Annotated in this window: 18 protein-coding genes and 1 pseudogene; 7 read left to right on the forward strand and 12 right to left on the reverse strand. The window is 63.5% G+C overall.

The window, feature by feature from the left end; translation table 11 throughout:
* Positions 1 to 58 precede the first annotated feature (58 nt).
* Positions 59 to 2,518: a TonB-dependent receptor gene (locus ABDW49_RS20895; RefSeq protein WP_343614897.1), complete on the reverse strand. Its 2,460-nt coding sequence runs from the start codon at positions 2,516 to 2,518 to the stop codon at positions 59 to 61.
* A gap of 474 nt (positions 2,519 to 2,992) precedes the next feature.
* Here ABDW49_RS20895 and ABDW49_RS20900 point away from each other — a divergent pair, with 474 nt between their 5' ends.
* On the forward strand, positions 2,993 to 3,574 hold the full coding sequence (locus ABDW49_RS20900; RefSeq protein ID WP_343614899.1) for a hypothetical protein: 582 nt from the start codon (positions 2,993 to 2,995) through the stop codon (positions 3,572 to 3,574).
* 61 nt (positions 3,575 to 3,635) lie between these two features.
* Here the strand turns inward: ABDW49_RS20900 and ABDW49_RS20905 are convergent, their stop codons facing one another.
* Both ABDW49_RS20905 and ABDW49_RS20910 read right to left on the reverse strand, forming a co-directional pair.
* Positions 3,636 to 4,649, reverse strand: coding sequence for an aromatic ring-hydroxylating dioxygenase subunit alpha (locus ABDW49_RS20905; protein WP_343614901.1), 1,014 nt, complete (start codon positions 4,647 to 4,649; stop codon positions 3,636 to 3,638).
* Positions 4,650 to 4,701: 52 nt separating this feature from the next.
* Complete coding sequence (locus ABDW49_RS20910; RefSeq protein WP_343614903.1) at positions 4,702 to 6,963, reverse strand: TonB-dependent receptor; 2,262 nt, start codon at positions 6,961 to 6,963, stop codon at positions 4,702 to 4,704.
* 231 nt (positions 6,964 to 7,194) lie between these two features.
* On the opposite strand from ABDW49_RS20910, the gene ABDW49_RS20915 reads away from it, so the two are divergent.
* The gene (locus ABDW49_RS20915) at positions 7,195 to 7,455 is read left to right on the forward strand and encodes a hypothetical protein (protein WP_343614905.1); all 261 of its coding nucleotides are present in this window, start codon (positions 7,195 to 7,197) and stop codon (positions 7,453 to 7,455) included.
* On the opposite strand, the gene ABDW49_RS20920 is transcribed toward ABDW49_RS20915, so the two are convergent.
* Positions 7,450 to 7,917 (reverse strand): Lrp/AsnC family transcriptional regulator, encoded by a 468-nt coding sequence (locus tag ABDW49_RS20920; protein WP_343614907.1) that lies wholly within the window; start codon positions 7,915 to 7,917, stop codon positions 7,450 to 7,452. The genes ABDW49_RS20915 and ABDW49_RS20920 overlap by 6 nt on opposite strands.
* 146 nt (positions 7,918 to 8,063) lie before the next feature.
* Between ABDW49_RS20920 and ilvB the strand changes: the two genes are divergently transcribed.
* Genes ilvB through ABDW49_RS20935 form a run of 3 tightly spaced genes read left to right on the forward strand, consistent with a single transcriptional unit; the run spans position 8,064 to position 13,457 of the window.
* On the forward strand, positions 8,064 to 9,827 hold the full coding sequence (gene ilvB / locus ABDW49_RS20925; protein WP_343614909.1) for a biosynthetic-type acetolactate synthase large subunit: 1,764 nt from the start codon (positions 8,064 to 8,066) through the stop codon (positions 9,825 to 9,827).
* A 59-nt stretch (positions 9,828 to 9,886) separates the two neighbouring features.
* A complete protein-coding gene (locus ABDW49_RS20930) occupies positions 9,887 to 12,226 on the forward strand; it encodes a transketolase (protein WP_343614911.1) in 2,340 nt (779 codons plus the stop codon).
* Position 12,227: 1 nt separating this feature from the next.
* Positions 12,228 to 13,457: a dihydrolipoamide acetyltransferase family protein gene (locus ABDW49_RS20935; RefSeq protein WP_343614913.1), complete on the forward strand. Its 1,230-nt coding sequence runs from the start codon at positions 12,228 to 12,230 to the stop codon at positions 13,455 to 13,457.
* A 49-nt stretch (positions 13,458 to 13,506) separates the two neighbouring features.
* On the opposite strand, the gene ABDW49_RS20940 is transcribed toward ABDW49_RS20935, so the two are convergent.
* From ABDW49_RS20940 to ABDW49_RS20950, 3 genes are all read right to left on the reverse strand, one after another.
* On the reverse strand, positions 13,507 to 14,613 hold the full coding sequence (locus tag ABDW49_RS20940) for a TonB-dependent receptor (protein ID WP_343614915.1): 1,107 nt from the start codon (positions 14,611 to 14,613) through the stop codon (positions 13,507 to 13,509).
* A gap of 33 nt (positions 14,614 to 14,646) precedes the next feature.
* On the reverse strand, positions 14,647 to 15,735 hold the full coding sequence (locus ABDW49_RS20945; RefSeq protein ID WP_343614917.1) for a TonB-dependent receptor plug domain-containing protein: 1,089 nt from the start codon (positions 15,733 to 15,735) through the stop codon (positions 14,647 to 14,649).
* 158 nt (positions 15,736 to 15,893) lie between these two features.
* Positions 15,894 to 16,676: a hypothetical protein gene (locus ABDW49_RS20950; protein WP_343614920.1), complete on the reverse strand. Its 783-nt coding sequence runs from the start codon at positions 16,674 to 16,676 to the stop codon at positions 15,894 to 15,896.
* Between the two features lie 184 nt (positions 16,677 to 16,860).
* Here ABDW49_RS20950 and ABDW49_RS20955 point away from each other — a divergent pair, with 184 nt between their 5' ends.
* Positions 16,861 to 17,742 (forward strand): LysR family transcriptional regulator, encoded by an 882-nt coding sequence (locus tag ABDW49_RS20955; RefSeq protein WP_343614922.1) that lies wholly within the window; start codon positions 16,861 to 16,863, stop codon positions 17,740 to 17,742.
* 49 nt (positions 17,743 to 17,791) lie between these two features.
* Here the strand turns inward: ABDW49_RS20955 and ABDW49_RS20960 are convergent, their stop codons facing one another.
* From ABDW49_RS20960 to ABDW49_RS20975, 4 genes and pseudogenes are all read right to left on the reverse strand, one after another.
* Positions 17,792 to 18,001: a hypothetical protein gene (locus tag ABDW49_RS20960; RefSeq protein WP_343614924.1), complete on the reverse strand. Its 210-nt coding sequence runs from the start codon at positions 17,999 to 18,001 to the stop codon at positions 17,792 to 17,794.
* Positions 18,002 to 18,164: 163 nt separating this feature from the next.
* Positions 18,165 to 19,697: a SpoVR family protein gene (locus ABDW49_RS20965; RefSeq protein WP_343614926.1), complete on the reverse strand. Its 1,533-nt coding sequence runs from the start codon at positions 19,695 to 19,697 to the stop codon at positions 18,165 to 18,167.
* Complete coding sequence (locus ABDW49_RS20970; protein WP_343614928.1) at positions 19,697 to 20,998, reverse strand: YeaH/YhbH family protein; 1,302 nt, start codon at positions 20,996 to 20,998, stop codon at positions 19,697 to 19,699. Before ABDW49_RS20970 ends, ABDW49_RS20965 begins: the two co-directional genes overlap by 1 nt.
* Before the next feature lie 20 nt (positions 20,999 to 21,018).
* Positions 21,019 to 22,937 (reverse strand): annotated as a pseudogene (locus ABDW49_RS20975) (PrkA family serine protein kinase).
* A gap of 394 nt (positions 22,938 to 23,331) precedes the next feature.
* Here ABDW49_RS20975 and ABDW49_RS20980 point away from each other — a divergent pair.
* Positions 23,332 to 24,603 (forward strand): chloride channel protein, encoded by a 1,272-nt coding sequence (locus tag ABDW49_RS20980; protein ID WP_343614930.1) that lies wholly within the window; start codon positions 23,332 to 23,334, stop codon positions 24,601 to 24,603.
* Between the two features lie 134 nt (positions 24,604 to 24,737).
* Here the strand turns inward: ABDW49_RS20980 and ABDW49_RS20985 are convergent, their stop codons facing one another.
* On the reverse strand, positions 24,738 to 25,007 hold the full coding sequence (locus ABDW49_RS20985) for a metal-sensing transcriptional repressor (protein ID WP_343614932.1): 270 nt from the start codon (positions 25,005 to 25,007) through the stop codon (positions 24,738 to 24,740).
* Positions 25,008 to 25,043 lie beyond the last annotated feature (36 nt).

Here is a 25,043-nt window from a genome sequence, read left to right on the forward strand (position 1 = left end):
GGGAATAGGATGCGTGTGGTGGGGTAGACGAACGAGGGGCATTTTCCCCCCGGTCCGATCAGAAGGTGAAAGCAACTTTTGCATAATAAAATCCGCCGCTCACCCCATAGGGCGAATAGGTGTTGTACTGGCTGAAGCCGCTGCCCTGCAGCGAGACGGGCAGCCTGTTGGGATAGATGTTGAACAGATTGTTGGCGCCCACCGTCAGCTTGATGCCGCTGGTCAGGGGATAGCTGACATCCAGATCGACGATGACCTTGGGGTCGATCGAGGCATCGAGCCCCGTGGCGCTGGCGTTGACCTGTGTGACCGAGCCATAGCGCGTGGCGCGCAGGTTCAGCGCGGCGGGGCCTTTTTCCCATGCGACATTGGCGATGAACTTGTTGCGCGGCGTGCCCAGCGTGAAATCGCCCTGCCGGTCGCGTCCGATCAGCACCAGTCCGGATGCCGCCAGCACGGCGGGCGCGGCATCGACGCGGGTGAAGACCGTCTTGTTGAAATTGGCCGAAAGGCTGAGGTTAGCGGTGCCAAGATTGCCCAGACCGGCCTTGTAGGTGCTGACGATATCGAGCCCGCGCGTGCGCGTGTCGGTCGCGTTGGAGAAATAGAAGCCCCCCGCCGAGGAGGTGATCCCGGCCGCCTGCAACACGCTGATCACCGTGCTGCCCTGCAGGGTGGAGGAGAGCAGGATGCGGTCCTTGATGCGGATCTGATAGGCGTCTACCGTCAGGTTGAAACGCGGCAGGGCGTTGAACACAAAGCCTAGCGAGTAATTGACTGAGCGCTCCGGCTTGAGCGGTCTGGCGCCTAGCGCGATCCCCGCCGGTGAATCCACCGGAAGGGCCGAAACGGGTAGCAATTGCCCGCCGACATTGATCGTGCTGGCCGAGGAATAATGCTCCTGCTGCAGGGTCGGCGCGCGAAAACCGGTGCTGGCGGTGCCGCGCAGGGCCAGGCCGCGCACCGGCTCCACCCGCAGCGAGGCCTTGCCGGTGTTGGTGGTGCCAAAGTCCGAATAGTCCTCATGGCGGCCCGCCAAAGCGACCTCGATGCCCCGGGCCAGCGTCTGCTCGGCGTTGACATAGGCGCTCCACGCATGACGGCGCCACAGGCCTGCCGAGCCGGGCGAGAAGCCGGTCACCCCCTGCGATCCGCTGGTGCGCAGCACGCCCGCCTGCGCGCCGCTGGTCGATCGGTAGCTGCCGTCGATGTAGGAGGCCGGTTCGCCCGCCTCGATGCCATAGGTGCTTTCGCGATATTCGCCGCCGACTGCCAGCGACAGCGGCTGGGCCGGGGCCCAGTGGATGTCCTTCTGCACATCCAGATTGGTGGTCCATTCGGTGGACTTCACCCGGCCGATGTAGAAATTGGTCGGGCTGGCCGGCCCCAGCGAGGCATTGAGCGCGGTGCTTTCGGTGTAGGACACCCGATCCTCGCCATAGGTGGTGGAGAGGTCGAAGCGAAAGCCGGTCTTGCCGGTGCTCTTCACGCCCAGCGCAAACTGGCCGTCATGGTCATAGACATGCAGGTGAGGGCTGTAGCCATTGGGAAAGACGTCGGGAATGTTGTTGGCCGCATCGGGCACGCGATAGGTGAGGAAGGCGTCATTGTGGCGATGGCTGAAGGTGCCGAAGCTGTAGACCTGCACCGCCCCCAGCGGCACGGTGAGGTCATAGCCCAGATTGAAGCCTTCGCTGGCCGGTTGGCCGCCCTTGTTGACGTTGCGATCGACGCTGGCTTCACGCGGGTCCGGGGTGCCGGTGGTGGCGGTGGAGAGTTGCCCGACGCGGGCGTAGAACTGGCTGGGGTTGGGGGCCGAGCGGATCGTGCGATCCTGCAGCCAGCTCTCGCCCGAGAGATGCACGCGCGCCTCGCCCAGCGCGAAACCCTTGTCGAAGGACCAGCGGCCCGTGGTGCCGCCGCCATCCTTCGTCGTGCCGCCCAGCAGCGAGCCGGTTCCCGATGTGTCGTCCTTCAGGATGATGTTGATGACCCCCGCGATCGCATCGGAGCCATATTGCGCCGAGGCGCCGTCGCGCAGCACCTCGATCCGGGCGATGCTGTTGGCGGGGATCAGATCGAGGTCGGCGGGTGACTGGCCGTTCTGGGTGGAGCCGTTGATGAACAGCGTTGCCGTGTTGTGGCGCCGCTTGCCGTTCACCAGAATGAGCACCTGATCGCCCGCCAGTCCGCGCAGCGACAGCGTCTTGACCGCGAAGCTGGCGCCCGACCCGCTGTTCGAGACATTGATCGAGGGGACCAGCGTGCCCAGCAGGTCGCGCACCGATTGCTTGCCGCTGGTTTGCAGATCCTTGGCGGAGAGCACATCAATGGGCGCAAGGCTTTCGGTGACGGTGCGTGCGCTCTGCCGCGTTCCGGTGACGATGATGGCGGTGCCGTCGCCGTCCGTCTCGGCATTGGCGGGGGCCGGTTCGGCGGCGCGGGCCGGGTTTGCAGTCAGCATCAGCGCCGCGCCGCACAGGAAAAGGGCGCGAGGGCGCCCGAAAGGCTTGTCCATGATTGTCCCCCATTGACGGTTGCGCCGCCGCTTTTTGAGCCTGGCGGAGCAGCAGGAGGGGCGATTAGTAATTCCTACTTAAAAACTAGGAATAAAGTTTTTCGATGCGGGAGGCAATGTGGGTTTTCAGGGGCTTGGCCGTTCCAGCCCATAGGAGGCAGGCGCGACAGGATGGCGGTTGAGGAAAGCCCCGAGAAACAGCGGTTTTGGCCGCATGCTTCGGTCAGTCGAGGGGTTGCGAAGAATAGGGCGTTGAGTGGGCGAAATAAATTCTTTGGTGATCAGGATGTTTTGGTAAGTTCATGGAAATGAAGAGGTATTTTTGAGAATTTGGATGCCATGCCTTCATCTTGAAGATTGCTGATAAGCAGTCATGAAAAGCTCAATTGAAATGGGGTGGTCCCGGTCATCTATCTGACGGCCCGCATGCAAGGCGGAAAGCCCCGCCTGCGCTGCTGTTCAGGAGCGATCGCTATGCCCATATCCTTCATCGGCCCCGCTGCCGCAGATGATCATGCCCTTTCCATCCGCGCCGGGTTCTATGAGAACCATGGCTTCGACCGCATCCTGATCGAACCCGATGGTGCATTGCTGCCCATTGGTACGGGGCATCTTCGGGCGGAGAAGGCCTCCGCGCCAGACCATGTTGAGCGCATCGACTCCAATGAAGCGTCCGCCGCCGATCTCCTGCTGGTGCCGCCGGGGCCACTGAAACAGGTGACTCAGGCCGTTCGCGCGGCGCGGCGGACCGCGGCGCATCAGGGGCGCTATCCGGGATTTCTGATCGCCGTGGCCCCCGTTCTGGGAGCAACCCCGGCGGCGGCCCGGCAGCGTGCCGCAGGTTTGACCATGCACCACGACGCCATTCCCCTGATCGGCACGCCCGAGCAGATCGCCCGCGCCCTGATGGATTTCTATGACATCGGCATCGAACACATCCTGCTGCGCGGCGCGCATCCGGAGCAGGATGCTGTGGAGTTTGGCCGCGACCTCATCCCGCTGATGCGCCGCAAGGTGGCGCAGCGCGATGGCATGTTGGCGATGCTGGCGGGGTGAGGTGATCCACAGCCCAAGGCGGCTGGCGCAGGTTCGACCCGGCCAGCCACCGTGGTTCAGCTCATTCCTGAGCAGCCAGCTTGTCCAGATCGCGGCGCACCATGGCCGAGCCCGCGTCGCCCTTGGTGAAGTTGACCAGCGTGGCGCCGGTGCGCTCGATGTTGCGCTGGGCGGCCTCGATGATCGGCTTGTCCTCGGTGAGGAAGGCGCGGTTGATCACGCCGACCAGATGCTGGGTTAGCTCGTCATTGTCGAGGTCGAAGTCGCGGGCCGAGATCCAGTAATAATGGGTGGAATTTTCGGTCTCGGGCGTCAGGATGTGGGCGGCGGGGGTGCGGATGCCGGTTTCACGCGCCGCGCCCGGCGCCATGATGCCCAGATCCAGCAGCAGATTGCTGGCGGGCAGCCACTTCATGTCGAGATATTTGTCCACCCGCTCGGTCTGGGTCCAGGCGCGCTTGTGCAGGGCGCTGGGCGGCAGATCGGGCCAGATGGCGTTGACCGAGACGCTGTTGCCCTCGCGCAGCACGGTGACCTGCTGCACCTCGGCGGCGCCGGGCTGGCCGACCGTGCCGGGGTGGATGTAATCGGCATGGGCAAGGTCCAGCAGATTGTCGATCACCAGGCGATAGTCGGCCTGGATATGCAGATAGCCGCGCCCGGTGGTGAATTTTTCGGGCGTGTTGAACCAGCTATAGTCGGGGATCTGCTCCGGGTCGGCCAGCGCCGCGTCTCCCGGCCAGATCCAGAGCATGCCATGGCGTTCCTCGATGGGGTAGGCGAGGCCTTTCAGCCGGTCGGGGGCGCCCTGAACATGCGGATTCTTGCGGCAGACGGCGCCGCGATCCAGCTCGATGCCGTGATAGGGACACACGATGTGATTGCCCGCCACCGTGCCAAGGCTGAGCGGCACGGCGCGATGGGGGCAGACATCCAGCAGCGCGCCCGCCACCCCGTCCTCGCCGCGAAACAGCACGACGGGATTGTTCAACATGGTGATGGCGCGCGGCGCCTGCCCCAATTCGCTCGCCCAGCCGGCCATATACCAGGCGTTTTTCACGAAAGTCATCGGCATCGTCCCTTTCTTTTATGGCGTGCCCCCGTCCGGACAGGGGGCACGCCTTGCATCAGTAATGATAACCCAAAGTCACGCCGAAGGTACGCGGTGCGCCCGGCACGACGGCGAAGTTGCTGCTCACCAGCGCGGCGGCGTAAGTGTATTGGTTGGTCAGATTGCGCACGAAGAGGTTGACGTCGTAATGCTTGTCGACCGAGGTCCAGTTCAGCGACATGTCGACCAGCGTATGCTGCCCCTGGCGGATGCTGTTGTCCGAGGCCATGGCGTAAGAGGCATTGTAGCGGCCATTGGCGCTGAGCGCGAAACTGCCCGCATTGGTCAGCAGCGTATAGGTGGCGCCCAGCGAGGATGAAAAGGGCGGCGCGAAGGGCAGCGCATAGCCCGCCAGATTGACATTCTGCTGGATGATCGCGCCGCCCGTGGGCCGGGGCGTGGCGATGGTGGTGCCGGGGAAGCTGACATATTTGCCGTCGAGATATTCAAAGCTGCCGTTGATCACCAGGCCCCTGAAGGGCGCGATGGTGAAATCGCCATCGACGCCATCGACACGCTCGCTGGCGGCGTTGAGCAGCAGCGCGGCGCTGGTCGCGGGCGGCACCAGCGAGCGGACCCGCACGTCCTTATAGGTGTAGTGGAAATAGGCCAGATTGGTGCGCAGGCGGTGGTTGAACCATTCCGATTTCAGCCCCGCCTCGGTGGCATAGAGCAGTTCGGGGCGCACCGGCGGATTGTTGAAGGCATTGGCGTTGAAGGCCCCCGATTTGAAGCCCAGATTGTGCGAGGCATAGAGGTGGATGTCGCGCGTCAGATCCTGCGCCAGCACGAAGCGATAGGTCAGCTTTTCGAAATGCAGGCTGGTGGGGATGCCGTTGGGATAGCCGGCAAAGGGCTGGCCCGGATAGAAGACGGTGCTGGCGGGCAGGGTCGTTACCGAATTGGGCTGCCCGGCCAGCGGGGTGACCTGCCCCGAAAGCGTCTTGCGCTCATTGGTGTAGCGCAGGCCGACGGTCAGGCGCGTCGCCTTGAAGAAGCGATAGGTGCCGTCGCCATAGACCGAGGCGGAAAAGGTGTTGGGAAAGCCGTCATTGCGGTTGGGCGCCACGGCGCCGGGCGCGCAGGTGTTGTTCACGCAGGTGTTGTAGGTATCGAGGCGAAGTTCGGTGCGATCCTGATAGTAGAAGGCGCCGCCCACCCAGTCGAGCCGCGATGACGACGGTTTCGAGGTGATCTGCAGTTCCTCGGTATAGGTCTGATTGTGTTCGTAGAAGGGGTTGTAGGTCGCCTGCTGCCCGGCCACCGGTTGACCCAGAATGGGCAGGCCACCCTGGAACAGCACATTGGCCGTGCTGGTCTGAAAGCCCGACAGGCTGGAGAGCGTGGCAAAGCCCAGATCCTGCTCGACCTTGACCGTGCCGATGTAGATGGTGGTCGGCGCCCCGGCATCGATGCGCGAGGCAAAGCGGTACTTGCCCAGATAGGGCGTGCCGTCGCTGCCCAGAGTACCGGGATAGACCTGATAGGCATAGCCGGTGTCGCGGTTGTTGTAATCGAAGATGAAACTGCCGGTGATCTTCGTATTGGCGCCCGGCTGCCATTTCAGCTTGGTTTCCACCCCGGTCTCGACCGATTTTTGCGCGTCATGACCATTGTAGGTGTTGATGCTCCAGCGATCGCTCTGCTTCTGGTGATAGACGGCGACGTTGAAACTCAGATTGTCGGTAATCGGCGTGGAGGCATACAATTGCCCCGTCGCCGTGTTGTAATTGGCATAGCCGATCGAAACGTCGAGCTTGGTCTTCTCGCCCGGATCGCGGGTGGTGACCGAGATCAGGCCGCCGGTGGCATTGCGGCCATAAAGCGTGCCCTGCGGACCTTTCAGCACCTCGATCCGGTCGATGTTGTTGAAGGAGGTGATGCCCGCGGTGGGGTTGGCCAGATAGAGGCCGTCGATATACATCGCGACCTGCGCCTCATTGAAGCCGGTGCTGGCCGAGCCGATGCCGCGCATATAGATGTTGTTGCCGCCCGAGGGCGTCACCACCAGACCCGAGACCAGGCTGGGCAATTGCAGCACGCCGGTGATGTTGTAGGTTTTCAGCGTCGCGGCGGGCACGGCGGCCACGGTGGCGGCGACCTGCTGCAGGCCGGTGCTGCGCCGCGTGGCGGTGACGACGATGTCCTTCAGACCCTGATCGTCGGCCTGTCCTGTCGCATCCGCCGTCTGCTTGGTGGCGGCGCTTTGCGCGGCGGCGACCGTGGGCAGACTGGCGATGGCGGCGCCGGTCAGCAGGAAGGTCTTGAAACGGCTCATGAAGTCTTCTCCCATTCTTCGGGATGTCAGGAGGCGCGCAAACGCCGGCTGCTCCCTTGTTGACGATGTGGATAGGATGGCGCCGCGTCGGGCGCGTGATCTCAAAATGATGCAGATGATGCCGTCGGCGGAGAGTTTCGCGATCACCTTGCGGGGAAGGGGGGGCGCGCAGCTTGCGCGGATGCCTGGCGCCGATGCCGTGCGCGATCGGCGCGGCGTAAGGATGGAGCTTTGCGGTCACCGATATCATGGGGCTTTGGCCGCCACACGATCGGGTCGAACTTCTTTCATTATATTCAGGACCCATGGGGATCATGGTTCGAATATTATGCCGAAATGGATTTTATCGACGACCATGCGCTGTGGACGCCGACCAATTATGCCATGGAAGACAGCCTGACCAGTTGGGGGCCAAAACTGCCCGAAGATTTGGTGCACAATTACGAAGTCAGCGAGGCCTTTGTGGCCAAAGAGGTCGCCCATGCCTCATAAGGGCAGCGATGTTTTGTAGACCACCGGCCGCAGGGCAAAGCTGGTGGTCACCTGCGAGACGCCGGGGATGCGGGTCAGTTTCTGGCGCAGGAAATCCTCGAAGGCGCCCAGGGATTCGAAAAGCACGCGCAATTGGTAATCGGAATCGCCGGTCATCATGTAGCATTCCATCACCTCGGGGAAACCGGCCACGGCTTCCTCGAAAAGCGCCAGATTGCGGTCATCCTGCCGGTCCAGCCGCACGCGGATAAAGGCGGTGACCGGCAGCCCGGCGGTGATCGGATCGACCAGCGCGACATAGCGGAAGATCACGCCGTCGCTCTCCAACTGGCGCAGGCGGCGCAGGCAGGGCGAGGGCGACAGGCCGACCCGGTCCGACAGATCCTGATTGGTCATCCGCCCGTCCGCCTGAAGCTCGTTGAGGATGCGCCGGTCGATCTGGTCAATGACTCGCGATGACATGGAATTCTCCGGATGATGGCATGATCTGCCACTGAATTTTCCAAATTGGTAGATCATGCCAAAAATCGAGTCAATCAGGGCATAGTTCGCAAGGACTCTCCGCAAGACCTGCGATAGGATCGCGCCAGAAAAGAGAGAGGGGAAAAATGCGGGAGTTGTCCATCCTGTCCGGCGCGCAGATTCTGGTGCGCACGCTGGTTGATCTGGGGGTCGACACGGTGTTCGGCTATCCGGGCGGCGCGGTGCTGCCGATCTATGACGCTTTGTTCGACGAGGCGCGCATCCGCCATGTGCTGGTCCGCCATGAGGCCGGCGCGGCCCATGCGGCAGAGGGCTATGCGCGCTCCAGCGGCAAGGTCGGTGTGGTGCTGGTCACCTCGGGGCCCGGCATCATCAATGCGGTGACCGGGCTGGCCGATGCGATGATGGATTCCATTCCCATCGTCGTGCTCAGCGGACAGGTTCCCACGCCGTTGATCGGCACCGATGCCTTTCAGGAATGCGATGCGGTGGGCATCACGCGCCACTGCACCAAGCACAATTATCTGGTGAAGGATGTGGGCAGGCTGGAAGGCGTGTTGCGCGAAGGCTTCCACATCGCGGGATCGGGGCGCCCCGGCCCCATCGCCATCGACATTCCCAAGGATGTGCAACTGGCCCGCGCCCCGTGGCCGGGCGATGCCGCGCCGATGCGCGCCTCCTACCGCCCGGCCTTTGCCGCCGAGGATCAGGCCGTGGCCCGCGCGGTGGAGATGCTGGCGCAAGCGCGGCGCCCGGTGTTCTACACCGGCGGCGGCGTCATCAATGCGGGAGCGCAGGCCAGCGCGGCCTTGCGTGAGATTGCCGCTTTGACCGGAGCGCCGGTCACCTCCACGCTGATGGGGCTGGGGGCTTTTCCCGCTTCCTCGCCGCAATGGCTGGGGATGCTGGGCATGCATGGCACCTATGAGGCCAATCTGGCGATGCATGAGGCCGATCTGATCGTGGCAGTGGGCGCGCGTTTCGACGATCGCGTGACGGGGCGGCTGGATGCCTTCGCGCCGCATGCGCGCAAGGTGCATATCGATATCGATCGCAGCTCCATCGGCAAGAATGTGCCCGTGGATCTGGCGATCAACGCCGATGCGGGGCAGGCGTTGCGCAGCATGATTGCAGCATGGCGGGGTGCCGGCCATCGGGCACTGGACCTCTCGCCATGGTGGGATCGCATCGACGGCTGGCGCGCGCGCGATTGCCTCGCCTTTGAACAACCGCCCGAGGGCATCGCCCCTCAGGCCGCTTTGCAGGCTTTGTGGCGGCAGGTGGCGCATCTCGATCCCATCGTCAGCACCGAGGTGGGCCAGCATCAGATGTGGGCCGCCCAGCATCTGGGTTTCGAGGCCCCGCGCCGCTGGCTGACCAGCGGCGGGCTTGGCACCATGGGTTATGGCCTGCCCGCCGCCATCGGTGCTCAGGCGGCCAATCCGCAGGCGCTGGTGATCGATGTCTCGGGCGATGCCTCCTTCCAGATGAACATGCAGGAGATGTCGACCGCCGTGCAATTCCGCCTGCCGGTCAAGATCTTCCTGCTCAACAATGAGCTGCTGGGGATGGTCCGCCAGTTGCAGGATGTCGATTACGGTGGGCGTTATGCCGCCAGCTATTCGGAATCCCTGCCCGATTTCGTTGCGGTGGCGCAGGCCTATGGCTGGCACGGTCTGCGCATCGATGACCCCGCCGATCTGGAAGCGGGCATCGCCGAGATGATCGCTCACCCCGGCCCGGTGCTGGTGGATGTGCGCGTGGCCCGTTTCGACAATTGCTATCCCATGGTGCCCAGCGGCGCGGCGCATAACCAGATGCTGCTGGGCCCCCACGACCGCCTGCCTGACCGCCGGATGCTGGCTCAGGATGCGGAAGCCCTGCTGTGATGTCTCAAACCCCACCTCAACCCGGCCCGATCCAGGGCCCCGATGGAAAGCTCACCCCGATGACCACCACGATCTCGTCCGACCGGCAGGAGCTGGTCGCCTCGCTGGAGATGATGGACCAGCGGTTGCTGTGGCTGTCCTCCTGGATGATCCACAATGCCAACCACATCCGCGAAAAGACCGACGGGCTGAAGGTGGGCGGCCATCAGGCCAGTTGCGCCTCGATGACGGCGATCATGGCGGCGCTCTATTTCCACGCGCTGGGGCCGAACGACAAGGTGGCGGTGAAGCCCCATGCCGGGCCGGTCCTGCATGCCATCCACTATCTTCTGGATGAGCAGACGCGCGAGAAGATGGAGGCTTTCCGCGGCCTTGGCGGTGTGCAGAGCTATCCCAGCCGCACCAAGGATGTGATCCCGGTCGATTTCTCCACCGGCTCGGTCGGGCTGGGCGTGGCGATCACGGCTTTTACCTCTTTGGTTCAGGACTATCTGATCGCCCATGGTCAGGTGAAGGAGGAAAACGCCGGGCGCATGATCGCGCTGATGGGCGATGCCGAGCTGGACGAGGGCAACATCTATGAATGCCTGATCGAGGGTTACAAGCACGATCTGCGCAACTGCTGGTGGGTGGTCGATTACAACCGCCAGTCGCTTGATGCCACCACTGCTGACCGCATGTTCCGCCGTTTCGACGATATCTTCGAGACCTGCGGCTGGCGCGTCGTGACGCTCAAACATGGCCGCCACCAGCGCGAGGCCTTCGCCCGCCCCGGCGGCAAGGCGCTGGAGGAGTGGATCGACAGTTGCCCCAACGCCGAATTCGCGGTGCTGACCTATCAGGGCGGCAGCCATTGGCGTGAGCGCCTGATGGCCGACATTGGCGACAAGCCCCATGTGAAGGCGCTGCTCGACAGTTTCGACGATGCCGGTCTGGCGCGGTTGATGACCAATCTGGGCGGGCACTGCGTGGAATCGCTGATCGATGCTTTCGACAGCGCTCAGGATGATCGGCCCACCCTGTTTATCGCCTATACGGTGAAAGGGCAGGGGCTGCCGCTGGCCGGGCACAAGGACAATCACTCGGGCATGATGAGCCCGACCCAGATGGAGCAGTTCCGTGACTCGCTGGGCATCACGCCGGGCACTGAATGGGACAAATGGTGCGGTCTGGGCGAGAATGCCGCGCAAGCGCTGCAGGCTTTCGTCAACGACAGCCCCATCGCTCACCATCGCCGCGAAAGTGCTGCGCCCACCGTGCCGGTGCCCGCGATCCCGGCTCCCACCGGCGCCGAGCAATCGACGCAGGCGGCTTTCGGCAAGATCATGCACGAACTGGCCAAGGGCGGCGAGGAGCTGGCCGACCGGATCGTCACCACCGCGCCCGATGTGACCCAGACCACCAATCTGGGCGCTTTCGTCAACCAGCGCGGGCTGTTCCGCCGTCAGGAGCTGGGCGATGTGTTCCTGAAGGCCAAGATCCCCTCGACCCAGAAATGGCTGCAGCATACGGCAGGCCAGCATATCGAACTGGGCATCGCCGAGAGCAATTTCTTCCTGGTGTTGGCCGCGCTGGGACTGGCGGGCCCGCATTTCGGCACGCGGCTGCTGCCGGTGGGCACGGTCTATGATCCCTTTATCGCGCGCGGGCTCGATGCGCTGAACTATGGCTGCTATCAGGACAGCCGCTTCCTGCTGGTCGGCACGCCTTCGGGCATCACGCTGGCGGCTGAAGGCGGGGCGCATCAGTCGATCAACACGCCGCTGATCGGCATGGGTCAGCCCGGCCTCACCACCTATGAACCGGCCTTTGCCGATGAGGTGGCGCTGACCATGGCGCATGCCTTTGATATCATGCAGCGCCCGGACGGTTCCTCGGTCTATCTGCGCCTTTCCACCCGCAGCATTCCGCAGGTGACGCGAGAGGATGACAGCTGGAAGGCCGATGCGCTGGCGGGCGCCTATTGGCTGCGTCGCCCCGGTGTGGACGCCACGGCGGCGATCATCTTCTCCGGTGTTGTCGCGCCCGAGGCGCTGGCGGCCTGGGAGCAACTGGTCGACGATATTCCGGGGCTGGGTCTGCTGAATGTCACCTCGCCCGATCTGCTGCATCGCGGTTGGTCGGCCTCGCGCGGGGCGCGCTGGAAGGATGAGGCGCCGGTACCCTCGCATATCGACCGCCTGCTGGGTGATCTGGCGCCGGGGGCGGGGCTGGTGACGGTGCTGGATGGCTCGCCTGCCGCCCTGTCGTGGATCGGTGGGGTGCGGGGCAATCGCATCAGCCCGTTGGGCACCGACCGTTTTGGCCAGACCGGCAATCTTTCAGACCTTTACCGCACCTACCGGCTGGACAGCGAGGCGATCATCGACGCTGCCGCCGAACTGTTTCTGGGGAACTGACATGGCCATTGAGTTGAGCATGCCGGCGCTGTCGCCGACGATGGAGAAGGGCACTCTGGCCCGCTGGCTGGTGAGCGAAGGCGATCTCATCAACCCCGGCGACCAGATCGCCGAGATCGAGACCGACAAGGCGACGATGGAATTCGAGGTGGCCGATGGCGGGCGCGTGTTGCGCCTGCTGGTCCCGGCGGGCAGCGAGAATGTCGCCGTGGGCACGGTGATCGCGGTGCTAGGCGATGCTGGGGAGACGGTAGCTGAGGCTGCTACCGTGCCTGCCGCCGCGCCGGTTGTGGTGGAGAAGGTTGCGCCTGTCGCGGCTCTGGTGGAGGCCCCTGTGGCCGCCGCGCCGCTGGTGTTCCCGGCCACGCCGCTGGCGCGGCGGGTCGCGGCGATCAAGGGTGTCGATCTGGGCAAGGTGCAGGGCAGCGGGTCGCGCGGGCGCATTGTGGTTGCCGATCTGGGCGCGACGATTGTCACGCGCACGGTTCCCACCGCGCCGCTGGCCGTTGCCGCTCCGGTGATCGCGCCGCCGCCCGAGGGTGTGCCGGTGGTCAGCGAGAAGCTGTCGGGCATGCGCAAGACCATCGCTCGCCGCCTGACGGAAGCCAAGCAGCAGGTGCCGCATTTCTATCTGACCTCGCGCTGCAATCTCGATGCCTTGCTGGCGCTGCGTGGTGAACTCAACGCGGGCCTTGCCGGGCGCGGGGTGAAGCTTTCGGTCAATGATATGCTGATCAAGGCGCTGGCTCTGGCGCTGGTGGCGGTGCCCGATGCCAATGTGCAGTTCGGCGGCGATGTGCTGCATCGCTTTGGCCGGGTCGATGTCTCGATGGCGGTGGCGATTCCGGGCGGGCTGGTGACGCCGGTGCTGCGCGATGTGGGGGTGCTCTCGCTTTCGGCGATTGCCACGCAGAGCAAGGCGCTGGCCGAAAAGGCGCGCGATGGCCGTCTGACGCCTGAGGATTATCAGGGCGGCACCGTCTCGCTCTCCAATCTGGGCATGTTCGGCGTGGACGAGATGTTCCCCGTCATCAATCCGCCTCAGGCGCTGATTTTGGGCACGGCGGCGGGCGTGCGCCAGCCATGGAATGTGAAGGGTGAGATCGCTCTGGCCACGATCATGGCGGCCACCGCCAGCTTCGATCATCGTGCCATCGATGGCGCTGTCGCGGCGCAATTTATGGCCACTCTGCGCGATCTGATCGAGGCCCCGATCCAGTTGGTGGCCTGAACGCAAAAAGGGGGGGCGGCATCCTGTGCCGCCCCCCCTATGGCATCGCTTAGAACGTGACCTTGCCCGTCACGCCAAAGGTGCGCGGCGGTTGGCCGTAAGACACCGGATAGCCGATGGCCTGCGACGTCGCATTGTTCAGCACGATCTCATTGAGCAGATTGCGCCCCCAGACCGATACCGTCAGCGCGCTATGCGCGGGCTGCCAGCTTACCGAGCTGTTGAGCAGCGTATAGGCGCCCTGCGTCAGGAAATTATCGGCCTCGAACTTGTAATTGCCATTGTAATTGCCGGTAACATTGGCGTGGAACGTGCCGGAGGAGAACTGCTTCTCATAGTCCAGCGCCAGGGTGCCCACGAATTTCTGCGATTGCGGGATGCGGTTGCCCGAAGCATCGACGCTGATCAGCGTGGCCCCGCCCGTGGCCTTGGGGATGCTGCCCACGGCATTGGGATAGGAGGTGAAATGGGCATGCAGCATTTCAAAGCCGCCGCTCAGGCTGAACTCTGACGACAGCTTGGCGTTGAAATCGACATCCAGACCATAGAGCCGGGCTTTGGCCCCGTTCACCACCGTCTGCGACACGCCGACGAACTGCGTCACCTGCAGATTGTCGTAATTGTAGTAGAAGCCGCCCGCGTTCAGGCGCAGCCGTCGGCCGAAGAGTTCGGTCTTGAAACCGGCCTCATAGGCGTCGAGTTTTTCGGGCAGATAGGCCGGGTTCGCCGGGGTGAGGATGTTGAAGCCGCCGCTCTTGATCCCGCGGTTGTAGGAGACATAGCCCAGAACCGTCGGCGTGAACTGATGGCTGAGCGCCGCGCGCCAGGTCGGCTTGTTGATCGTCAGCGGGGCGGGGTTGTAATTCACATTGATGGTGTTGCCATTGTAGAGGTTGAGCAGCGCATTGCCCACCAGCTCGCGCTTTTCATAGGTGTAGCGCGCGCCCAGCGTCAGCGTGGTGTCGTTCAGCAGGGTGATGTCCATCTGGCCGAAGGGGGCGACCGATTGCGTCTTTTCAGAGCCATAGGTCAGCGTGCTCTGGTTCGCGGTGGGCGGGCCATTGGTGGCGCCATAGAAGGTGGGGAAGAAGTCGCGGAAGACCGGGGAATTGCTGTTGCGGTTGAAGAAATAGAACACGCCGAAGGTGTATTTCACCGGGCCGCTGGTGGTGGAGGAAAGCTGCAGTTCCTAGGAGAAGGACTTGTTCGGCTGATTGCCCGGCGCCACGCCGACATAGAAGATGGGGGTGCCGCTGGGCGCATCATCGAACAGATAGCTGGTGGTGCCTTGCCGATAGGCGGTGATCGAGGTCAGCTTGGCGAAGGAGAGCCTGTGCTCGGCCGTCAGGCTGACGCCGCCGCCGTGATAGGCGGCATAGGGATCGATCGGCGAGGCGGTGTCCTGCTTGCCCGCCGACAGCGTCCTGGGCCCCACAAAGCTCGTGCCGGGATAGGGCACGAAGGTGTAGGTATACTGCTTGCGATCCATATAATCGCCGATCAGCAGCAGGGACGTATCCGCGCTCGGCTCATAGAGCAGCTTGCCGCGCAGCGAGAGCGAATGGGCCAGCTTGAACGTGTCATGGCCGGTCACCAGATTGGTGCCCCAGCCGCGCCCTTGCGTCGCGTAATCGACGGACATGCTGGCCGCCAGATCCTTGGCGACGCCACCGGTCACATAGGCGCCGGTGCGCAAGGTGGCGTAATTGTCGATCTCGGCCTTGACCTGCCCGCCAAACTCCTGCGTCGGGCGCTTGGTGGTGATCTGGATCACGCCGCCGGTGGAATTGCGGCCGAACAGCGTGCCTTGCGGGCCCTTCAGCACGGCAATCTGTTCCACATCGGGCAGTTCGCGGTTGCTCTCGTTCTGGTTGGCCAGATAGACGCCGTCGATGTAGAGCGCGACGGGGTTCTCCACCACATTGCTCGACGTGCCGATGCCGCGGATCGAGGGCTGGAACACGCCACCGCCCGAGGTGCGCGAGTTGAGCCCCGGCGCCACCAGGCTGAGCGTGGGCAGGCTGACCACGCCCGAGCGCGTCAACTGCGTGTTGTTGAGCGCGGTGACGACGATCGGCACCTTCTGCAGATTTTCGGAGCGGCGCTGCGCGGTCACGATGATGTCGCCCACGCCGCTGTCGGTGGCGGCGGGCTGGGGGGCGCTGGCCTGATCGTCCGCCGCCGGCTGGGCGGGGGCGGATTGCGCCTGCGCGGCGACAGGTATGATGATCGACAGCGCTGCGGCGCAGGTCAGCAAGCCGCATTTCCTCTTGTTCATTCGGGCTCTCCCTAATCGCCGGGTTCTTTCGACCGCTGGCGCGAAGCATCACCATGAAAGATATGATGGCGAAAGGGAGGATGTGCGATTTCGGGTATATGAGAAACGATGGCAAAGGGGCCATCCCGATGCTTGCCATGTATCGCTGAGGCGCCTGTTCAAACGGGTCGATAGGTAAAGCCGAAGCCCCGCGTGCGATCCAGCGCCGGAGAGGGCGCCCCCGCACCATCGAGAATGCCGTGGAAGGTGGCGGCCAGATCGCTGGTCAGCAGCTCCATGGTGAGATAGCGCGGGCGATCGGCGTGCGGGCCGGGCTGGATATCGGCCAGAATATCGCGCGTGCCGCTCACCACGCCTGCCTTGGCCATCAGTTCGGGTTGATGCACCTGATCGTACCATGTGTCATAGGCCGCCTCCTGCCCCGCGACCGCATCGCCGAAAGCCAGAATGATGCTGCGCTCCTTCCTGCCGGGCGCGGCGCCTTGCGGTTCGCCGCCCACGCCGGGCGTGGTGGGGCGATACGAACGATAGGCAAAGGTTTGAACCGAGGCGCAGCTTTCGGGCGGCCAGAGCTGGCCCGATGCACCGGGCTGGGCAAGCGCATGCGCGGCGGCGGCGAAACGGGCGGACCGGATCGTGTAGATCGTCAGATGAGCCGGGGTTTTCCGGGCGGTATGGCGCAGTTCCAGCGCGCCGGGCACGTAACTCTGCGCCGCGACGATGCCGGGGATGGCGCGCATGCGTGTGACGGGTTCCGCCTTGTGCCACTGCGCAAAGGCCTCTTCCTGCCCCGGCAGCGGATCGCTGAAAACCAGCAGCGAATGGTGGCCGGTCACGGCGGATGCAGCCCATGACCGGGGCGCCGCGCAGGCGATCATGCCCGCCCCGACCCCGGCACCCAGCCAGGCACTGAAACCGCGCCGTGTGATCATGTCGCTCATGGAATCCTCCCGCTGGCCGCTGGGGCGCTGCTTTGCGGGGAGGATAGGTGGGGATCGGCGGGGGAGGGTGATATCGTCTTGACGAATGTGCTGACTGAAAAGGCATCACGCGCTCTTACCCACAGCCAGCCGTTGTGATAAAAATTGCTCTATCGGGGTCATTATGCCGCATCTGGAATAATCAATGTCAAACTGGGACGGGATCGAGGAGTTTGTGGCGGTCGCCAAGGGTGGCTCCTTCACCAAGGGGGCCGAGATGCTCGGAGCCTCGCTGACCCATGTCAGCCGCGCGGTGATGGCGCTTGAAAAGCGGCTTCAGGTCCAACTGCTGCATCGCACGACGAGGGTGGTCAAGCTGACGGATACCGGGCGAACCTTTCTGGAGCACTGCCTGCGTCTGATCGAGGAACGGGACAATGCCTTTGCCAGCGTCGCCGACACAAGTTCTCCGGTCGGCCACATACGCCTGACTTGCTCCATAGCTCTGGGAGAGCGTTATGTGGTGCCGATGGTGAGGCAGTTTGCGATCGATTTTCCCGCCCTCAGCGTCAGTATCGCTCTGACAAACCGCATTGTGGATCTTGTTGCCGAAGGTTTTGACATTGCCATCCGGACCGGGGACCTTCCTGCTTCCCAATTGATCGCCACGCGCATCGCTTCACGGCGCCTCATTCTTTGCGCATCGCCGGCCTATCTGCTTGCGCATGGGGAGCCGCGCTCCATTGGCGATCTGGACGGGCATGAATGCCTGATCGGGACGAACACGCTCTGGACGTTTTCCAATGCCGGCCAGGAACAGGCCTATCGGCCCAAGGGCCGTTGGCGCTGCAATTCGGGGCAATCGATTGTCGAGGCCGCATTGAGCGGCATGGGAATTTGCCAACTCCCGGATTTCTACGTTCACAATCTGATCGAGCAAGGCGCGCTGAAAGCGCTGCTGCCAGAGCTGGCGCCGCCGGATGAGCCGATCTGGGCGGTCTATCCACCCCGACGCCATATTCTGCCCAAGGTCAGCATGCTTGTAGAGCGTTTGAAAAAGGAATTGCCGAGGCAGCTTAAGCAATAAGCCTAAATTCGCCCAACGGCGGCTCTGTTGAGCCCCCGGTTGGGCCGATTTATTGCGGCGCAGACATTTCGAGCAGCGGTCCGCGTGCTGATGGCTGCTGCGGCATATCTTCGCTGCCGGGTTGCGCGGCGCGGCGTCTGAATTCGGCAGCCATCGCCTGATGCATCTGACGCGCTGCCGTGTCGTTGGTCGAGGCGGCAAGCCTCTCGTGCATCTGCGCCCTTTCGAAGCAATCCGACTGATTGTTCGAATGTGTCATGGGACAAACTCCTAACCCATGCTTCCCGAACACTGCCGGACCCGCCCAGAATGGAGGATAGCAAACGGCCGGGGAGCTGGCCCTTTTTGCGCCGGGGAGAATACCACGGCTTTCGCGGGATTGGAACGGGATTCGACCGGTGTTCCGGCACGGATGCGGCCAATCACGCCTGAAGCTGTGGTTGCCGGATATGGGTCTTGAGCTCCTTGCGGTCGGCGGCGTTGAGTTCGCGCAGACGGACCTCGTAACCCCACAGATTGGCGAGGTTTTGCAGGACCATCTTGGTGTCGCTCTCATCGAGCAGCATGCCGTCTGCGACGAGGTGTTCAAGCTCCAGTCTGCGGTCGCCGGTCAGGTTGACGTCGACAATCTGGATGTCCGGCTCCTGCCGCCCGACGTCATATTCGCGCGCCAGCGCGCGGCGAATCCGGCGATAGCCGCGTTCGTCGTGAATCGCCGCGACGTTCAGCCGGGACTCGGACTGCTTGTCGCTGACCCGGAACAGCCGCCAGTGGCGGATCATGCGGGGGCTGAGAAACTGGGCGATGAAACTCTCGTCGCGGTAGTTCGCCCAGACATCCTTGAGGACGCCGATCCCGTCGCCCTTTCCGGCGAAATCGGGAAACCACTCACGGTCCTCGTCGGTGGGGGTTTCGCTGATCCGCACGATGTCTTCCATGATCCCGAAGCCAAGCGCATAGGGATTGAAGCCATTGAACTGCGGCGAGTCGTAGTTGGGCTGATAAACGACATTGGTGTGCGACTGAAGAAATTCGAGGAACGAACCGTCGGTGATAAGGCCGCGTTCGTGGAGTTTGGTCATAATCTGGTAGTGGCACCATGTGGCGCACCCTTCGTTCATGACCTTGGTCTGGCGCTGGGGGTAGAAGTACTGCGCGATCAGCCGGACGATCCGCAGGATTTCGCGCTGCCACGGTTCGAGCCGTGGCCCGGTCTTCTCGAGGAAATAGAGGATGTTCTCCTGCGGCAGGTTGAGCGCTTTACGGCGTTCGTCGGCCTTCACTTCAGGCGCCTTGGGCCCCGTCGGCAGGGTCCGCCAGAGATCGTCGTAGATCTGGTCGCGATAGGCCTGGCGCTGGACCTCGCGCGCGGCCTCGGCCTTGAGATCGCGCGCGCGCACCCTGGGATGACGATGGACGCCCTGATGCATCAGGGCATGGGCGCCGTCCAGCAGCCGCTCGACCGCCTGCTGGCCATGACGCTCTTCGCAGGTGGCAATGAAGCTCTTGGCGAATTCCAGATAGTCGAGGATACCCTCGGCATCGGTCCATTGCCGGAAGGCATAGTTGTTTTTGAAGAAGTGGTTATGGCCGAATGCGGCATGCGCGATCACCAGCGTTTGCAGCGTCGCGCTGTTTTCCTGCATGATGTAGCTGATGCAGGGGGCGGAATTGATCACCAGCTCATAGGCGAGACCGCGCAAGCCCTTGCGATAGAGCATTTCGTTGGCGGCGAACTGCTTGCCGAACGACCAGTGCTTGTAGAACAGCGGCATGCCGGTCGAGGAATAGGCGTCGAGCATCTGCTCGGCGCTGATGATCTCGATCTGGTTGGGATAGACGTCAAGTTTCAGGTCATGCAGCGCGATCGACTCGACCGCGTCGTAGACGCGCTGGATCAGCGCGAAGTCCCAATCGCTTCCCTCGAACAGGGGCAAGGAGGCGCGGTCCAGCATCAGGCGTCCAGCGGAGCCAGTGCGCCGCGCTTCCGGAAAAGCTCGCGCAGCACCGGGTAAATCTCGCGCCGGTGGTTGACCTTGCGCATCGCGAAGTGCCGATGGGCCGCCGTCAGACTTTCGTAGGCGGTCCACAGGTCGCTTTCGGTCCTGGCCATCGGCTGTTCCTCGGGGCCAACCTCGATATAGGCGAAGTACTGGGAGATCGGGAGGATCGCGTCCTTGAGCAGGCCGACCGTCTTCAGGTTGTCGTGGCTCATATTGTCACCATCGGACGCCTGCGCGACATAGATGTTCCAGTCTTCGGGGCGGTAGCGCGCCTCCACCACCGTCAGCAATTCCTCAAATGCGCTTGAGACCAGCGTCCCGCCCGATACGGCGCTGTGGAAGAAGGTGTCCTCGTCCACTTCGGCGGCGCGGTCGGTGTGGTGGATGAAGACGACATCGACGTGCTGGTAGCACCGTGTCAGGAACAGGTGGAGCAGCGCGAAGAACCGCTTGGCGAGATCCTTCATATGCTCGGTCATCGAACCCGAGACGTCCATCAGGCAGAACATCACCGCCTGGGTGACCGGCTTGGGCACGGTTTCGAAGCGGCGATAGCGCAGGTCGACCGGATCGATGTAGGAGATCAGCGCGCGGCGGTGCCGGATATGCTCGCGCTCCTTGCGCAGCTCTTCCAGCCGCTTTGTGTCGCTCTTCTCGAGTGGATCGCGGGATTCAATCTGTGCGATCTCCTCCTCGATCCGCTCCAGCTCGCCGCTGCTGGGCCGGCGCAGGGCGATGCGGCGCGACATCGCTTTCTGCATCGTGCGTTGCACCGAGAGGTTCGCGGGCGAGCCGACCGTGGTGTAACCCGCGCGGCGCAAGGTGCTCGAATCCTCGCCGGTCAGCTTGCGCTTGGCGAGGTCGGGCAGTTCCAGATCGTCGAGGAACAGTTCGAGGAATTCCTCGCGCGACAGGACGAATCTGAATTCGTCCTCGCCATCACCGCTGCCCGCTTGCGATCCGCTGCCCGAGCCGCCGCTGGGGCGGGCGATCCGGTCGCCTTCAAGATAATCCTTGTTGCCCGGAAAGACCCTTTCGCGGTCTCCGCCGCGGGATGCGCGGCGCAGGGTGGGCTCGCTGATGCCGCCGCGCGGGATGCTGATCTGGCCCTCCCTGTCGAGGTCCTTGATGCTGCGATCCTTCAGGCTGTCGCGGACGGCCTGCTGCACCGCCGCCTTGGCCCTGCGCAGGAAGCGCTGGCGATTGACCAGGCTTTTGCCCCCAGGATTGAGACGTCGGTCGATGATATACATATGGGCCTATCGCGCCTCCATCACCCAGCCTGCTTGACCCTGACATACCATTCCGACAGCAGGCGGACCTGCTTTTCGGTGTAGCCGCGCTCGACCATGCGTTTGACGAAGTCGTTGTGCTTCTGCTGGTCCTCCTTGCTGGCCTTGGCGTTGAAGCTGATGACCGGAAGCAGGTCCTCGGTGTTGGAGAACATCTTCTTCTCGATCACTACGCGCAGCTTCTCGTAGGAGGTCCAGGTGGGGTTCTTGCCCTTGTTGCCGGCCCGGGCGCGCAGCACGAAGTTGACGATCTCGTTGCGGAAGTCCTTCGGGTTGCTGATGCCCGCGGGCTTCTCGATCTTCTCCAGTTCCTCGTTGAGGGCGGCGCGGTTGAGGATCTCGCCGGTTTCCGGGTCGCGGTATTCCTGGTCCTGGATCCAGAAGTCGGCGTACGGCGACATAGCGGTCGAAGATGTTCTGGCCGTATTCGCTGTAGGATTCCAGGTAGGCCGTCTGGATCTCCTTGCCGATGAACTCGGCGTAGCGCGGCGCCAGGTATTCCTTGATGAAGCGCAGGTAGCGCTCGCGGGTTTCCGGCTGGAACTGTTCCTGCTCGATCTGCTGTTCGAGGACGTACAGCAGGTGCACCGGGTTGGCCGCCACCTCGTGCGGGTCGAAGTTGAATACCTTGGAGAGGATCTTGAAGGCGAAGCGGGTGGAGAGGCCGGCCATGCCTTCGTCGACGCCGGCCGAGTCGCGGTATTCCTGGATCGACTTGGCCTTGGGATCGGTATCCTTCAGGTTTTCGCCGTCATATACCCGCATCTTCGAGTAGATATTCGAGTTTTCCGGCTCTTTCAGCCTCGACAGCACGGAGAACTGCGACAGCATCTTCAGGGTGTCCGGCGCGCAGTGGGCGCGTGGGCCAGCTCGATGTGGCGCAGCAGCTTGTCGTAGATCTTGATCTCTTCCGACACGCGCAGGCAGTACGGCACCTTGACGATGTAGATGCGGTCGAGGAAGGCTTCGTTGTTCTTGTTGTTGCGGAAGGTCTGCCATTCGGACTCGTTGGAGTGCGCCAGGATGATGCCGTTGAACGGCAGGGCGCCGATGCCCTCGGTGCCGTTGTAGTTGCCTTCCTGGGTCGCCGTCAGCAGCGGGTGCAGCACCTTGATCGGCGCCTTGAACATCTCGACGAATTCCATCAGCCCCTGGTTGGCGCGGCACAGGCCGCCCGAATAGCTGTAGGCGTCCGGATCGTTCTGCGCGTGGATCCTCCAGCTTGCGGATATCGACCTTGCCGACCAGCGCGGAGATGTCCTGGTTGTTCTCGTCGCCCGGTTCGGTCTTGGCGATGGCGATCTGTTCCAGAATGGAAGGGCGCACTTTCACGACTTTAAACTTGGTGATGTCGCCGCCGAACTCGTGGAGGCGCTTGCGGCACCACGGGCTGACCAGCCCGGTCAGGCGGCGCCGGGGAATCCCGTATTTGTCCTCGATCGTCGCGCCGTGGAGTTCGGCGGTCGAACAGCGCGAGCGGGCTTTCGTTGACCGGGCTGAGCTCGCCGTTGGCGCTGAGGGTATAGATGGGCACGCGCTGCATCAGCGCCTTGAGGCGTTCCGCCAGCGAGGATTTACCGCCGCCCACCGGGCCGAGCAGGTACAGGATCTGCTTCTTCTCCTCCAGGCCCTGGGCGGCGTGGCGCAGGAACGCGACGATCTGGTCGATCGCCTCCTCCATGCCGTAGAAGCTTGTGAAGCTGGGGTAGAGGCGGATGGTCCGGTTCATGAAGATCCGGCCGAGCCGCTGATCCTGCGCCGTATCGATGATCTGCGGCTCGCCAATGGCGGCCAGCAGCCTTTCGGCGGCGGTCGCATACATCAGCGGATCCTTGCGGCATCCGATGAGATAATCTTCCAGCGATATCTCCGACTGGCGTCGCTCGTCGAATTTCCGCATGAAATCGGAAAACAGATCGCTGTCAGCCAATGATCGACTCCCACCAAAAGTGTCCGTCAACGAATAACAATGTATGCCTTTGCGAGGGCGTTGACCAGTGCAACGTGGCATTCCGATCAGTTATTTGCGTCATGAAGTTGTTGCAGTGCCACAGTTGGGCGGCGTGAGCGCCCGGCATCGGCTCAGCCCGTCGAGTTCGCGTGCTTTGAGCCATGCCGGCTCCGTCGCGGACTGGTGTTGGCTGATCGGCGCGATGGCCGCGATGTGGATAGTGGAGGCGTTCAGCACCGTGAGCGAGATCGCCGCCAGGAGGAGCAGCCGTCTGCCAGGCTGCGAAGACAAAGTCGACATAAGGATGGTAGCGGGCTGCCCCATGAAGGGCTAAGCGCATGCGATGCAGCGCCGTCTCCCCCGCTCGTTCAATCGGCACCACATCACCGTCGCGCGAAGGCGCATGGCCGCCCTGGCCGGCGCGGTCCTGCTCGGTCTGGCCGCCATCGCCTTCGCCCGGCTTGGCGAGATCGCGCAGAGCCTGTTCATCCGCCTGAGCGTCGCTTTCCCCATGGTGCCTTTCGTGCTCACCCCGGCCATGTTTGCCGGTGTGGTCTGGATGACGCGCCGCTGGTGGCCTGCGGCGCGCGGCTCGGGCATTCCGCAAGTGATGGCCGCCAGCCACGACCCGGAAGCCCAAAAGCAGGGCAATCTTGTCTCCCTGCGCACGGCTCTGGCCAAATTCGGCTGCACGCTGGCCATGTTGCTGAGCGGCGGCTCGGTGGGGCGTGAAGGCCCCACGGTGCAAATCAGCGCCGCGCTGATGGTGGCGGTGCATCGCTGGCTGCGGGTGCCGGTCTCCGCAGGGATCATCATCGCGGGCGGCGCGGCGGGCGTGGCGGCGGCGTTCAACACGCCGCTGGCGGGCGTGGCCTTCGCCATTGAGGAGCTGGCCTCCGCCTTCGAGCAGAAGGTCGCCGTGCTGGTGATGGCCGCCGTGATGATCTCGGGCCTCGTCAGCCTGGGCCTGACCGGCGACTATGTCTATTTCGGCGCCATGAGCGGCGCCATGCCGCTCAAGACCATGCTGATGGTCGCGCCGGTGGCGGGCATTCTGGGCGGCCTGGCGGGCGGCGGCTTTTCCCGCTCCCTGATCGCCATGGGCCAGTCACCCAACAGGGTGTTGATGCAGATCCGTTCGCATCCGATCCTACTGGCAGCGGCTTGCGGCTTGATCGTCGCCACCACCGGCTGGCTGAGCCACGGGCTGAGCTGGGGCACCGGCTATGAGACAACCCGCCATCTGCTGATGGGCCAGACGGCTCCCGTCATCTTCGGCCCGGCGAAATTCATTGCCACGATCGCCACCGCGCTGAGCGGCGCGCCCGGCGGCATTTTCGCCCCCTCGCTGTCGGTCGGTGCCGGGCTTGGCCAGTTGATCGCCATGCTCTTTCCGGGCAGCTCGGCGGGGGCCATCGTGCTGCTGGGCATGGTGGGCTATTTCACCGGCGTGGTGCGCGCACCGATGACGTCGGTGATCATCATGATGGAGATGACGGCGGACCGCACCATGATCCTGCCCTTGTTCGCGACGGCTCTTATCGCGGACGCCGTGAGTGCAATGGTGTGCCGCGAAAAGCTCTATCATGCCCTTTCCCGGCCATTCATGGCCTGATGCCCAATGAGCTGGGGCTGCTTCCCCTGACTTTTCTGCTTTGGCGGGCGATGCGTTCTGTCACCTGAACGAAGCGCCGCTCGCAAGGAGCGGGCTTCGAGGTCCGGCGTTTCGGCTTTGTCAGCGGACGCGGATCACCAATATTTCGAGATGGCCCGGAACTCCTCGATCGCCTGCTGAGGACCGTTCCCTTCTTCGGCATGAACCAGACAATGGTCGATATGCTCGTTGATCAGCTCGCGCTTGGCGCTGGCGATGGCGTTTTCGACGGCCTGCATCTGCTGGGCAACATCGACGCAGGAGCGCTCTTCCTCGATCATGGTGACGATGCTGCGCAAATGCCCCGCCGCCCGGTTGAGGCGCAGGATGATTTTGGGATGGGAGCTATGTTGATGGTGGGCCATGCGGCCTTGTCCCACAAGGAACGGGCGCCGTCGAGC

Origin of the sequence: Novosphingobium sp. (assembly GCF_039595395.1) — a bacterium.
In the GTDB taxonomy this organism is placed as follows: Bacteria; Pseudomonadota; Alphaproteobacteria; order Sphingomonadales; family Sphingomonadaceae; genus Novosphingobium.

Coding starts and splice junctions, on each gene's coding strand:
- ABDW49_RS20895 (WP_343614897.1), bottom strand. CDS start 2,518: ATGGACAAGCCTTTCGGGCGCCCTCGCGCCCTTTTCCTGTGCGGCGCG.
- ABDW49_RS20900 (WP_343614899.1), top strand. CDS start 2,993: ATGCCCATATCCTTCATCGGCCCCGCTGCCGCAGATGATCATGCCCTT.
- ABDW49_RS20905 (WP_343614901.1), bottom strand. CDS start 4,649: ATGCCGATGACTTTCGTGAAAAACGCCTGGTATATGGCCGGCTGGGCG.
- ABDW49_RS20910 (WP_343614903.1), bottom strand. CDS start 6,963: ATGAGCCGTTTCAAGACCTTCCTGCTGACCGGCGCCGCCATCGCCAGT.
- ABDW49_RS20920 (WP_343614907.1), bottom strand. CDS start 7,917: ATGTCATCGCGAGTCATTGACCAGATCGACCGGCGCATCCTCAACGAG.
- ilvB (WP_343614909.1), top strand. CDS start 8,064: ATGCGGGAGTTGTCCATCCTGTCCGGCGCGCAGATTCTGGTGCGCACG.
- ABDW49_RS20930 (WP_343614911.1), top strand. CDS start 9,887: ATGACCACCACGATCTCGTCCGACCGGCAGGAGCTGGTCGCCTCGCTG.
- ABDW49_RS20935 (WP_343614913.1), top strand. CDS start 12,228: ATGGCCATTGAGTTGAGCATGCCGGCGCTGTCGCCGACGATGGAGAAG.
- ABDW49_RS20945 (WP_343614917.1), bottom strand. CDS start 15,735: ATGAACAAGAGGAAATGCGGCTTGCTGACCTGCGCCGCAGCGCTGTCG.
- ABDW49_RS20950 (WP_343614920.1), bottom strand. CDS start 16,676: ATGAGCGACATGATCACACGGCGCGGTTTCAGTGCCTGGCTGGGTGCC.
- ABDW49_RS20955 (WP_343614922.1), top strand. CDS start 16,861: ATGTCAAACTGGGACGGGATCGAGGAGTTTGTGGCGGTCGCCAAGGGT.
- ABDW49_RS20960 (WP_343614924.1), bottom strand. CDS start 18,001: ATGACACATTCGAACAATCAGTCGGATTGCTTCGAAAGGGCGCAGATG.
- ABDW49_RS20965 (WP_343614926.1), bottom strand. CDS start 19,697: ATGCTGGACCGCGCCTCCTTGCCCCTGTTCGAGGGAAGCGATTGGGAC.
- ABDW49_RS20970 (WP_343614928.1), bottom strand. CDS start 20,998: ATGTATATCATCGACCGACGTCTCAATCCTGGGGGCAAAAGCCTGGTC.
- ABDW49_RS20980 (WP_343614930.1), top strand. CDS start 23,332: ATGCAGCGCCGTCTCCCCCGCTCGTTCAATCGGCACCACATCACCGTC.
- ABDW49_RS20985 (WP_343614932.1), bottom strand. CDS start 25,007: ATGGCCCACCATCAACATAGCTCCCATCCCAAAATCATCCTGCGCCTC.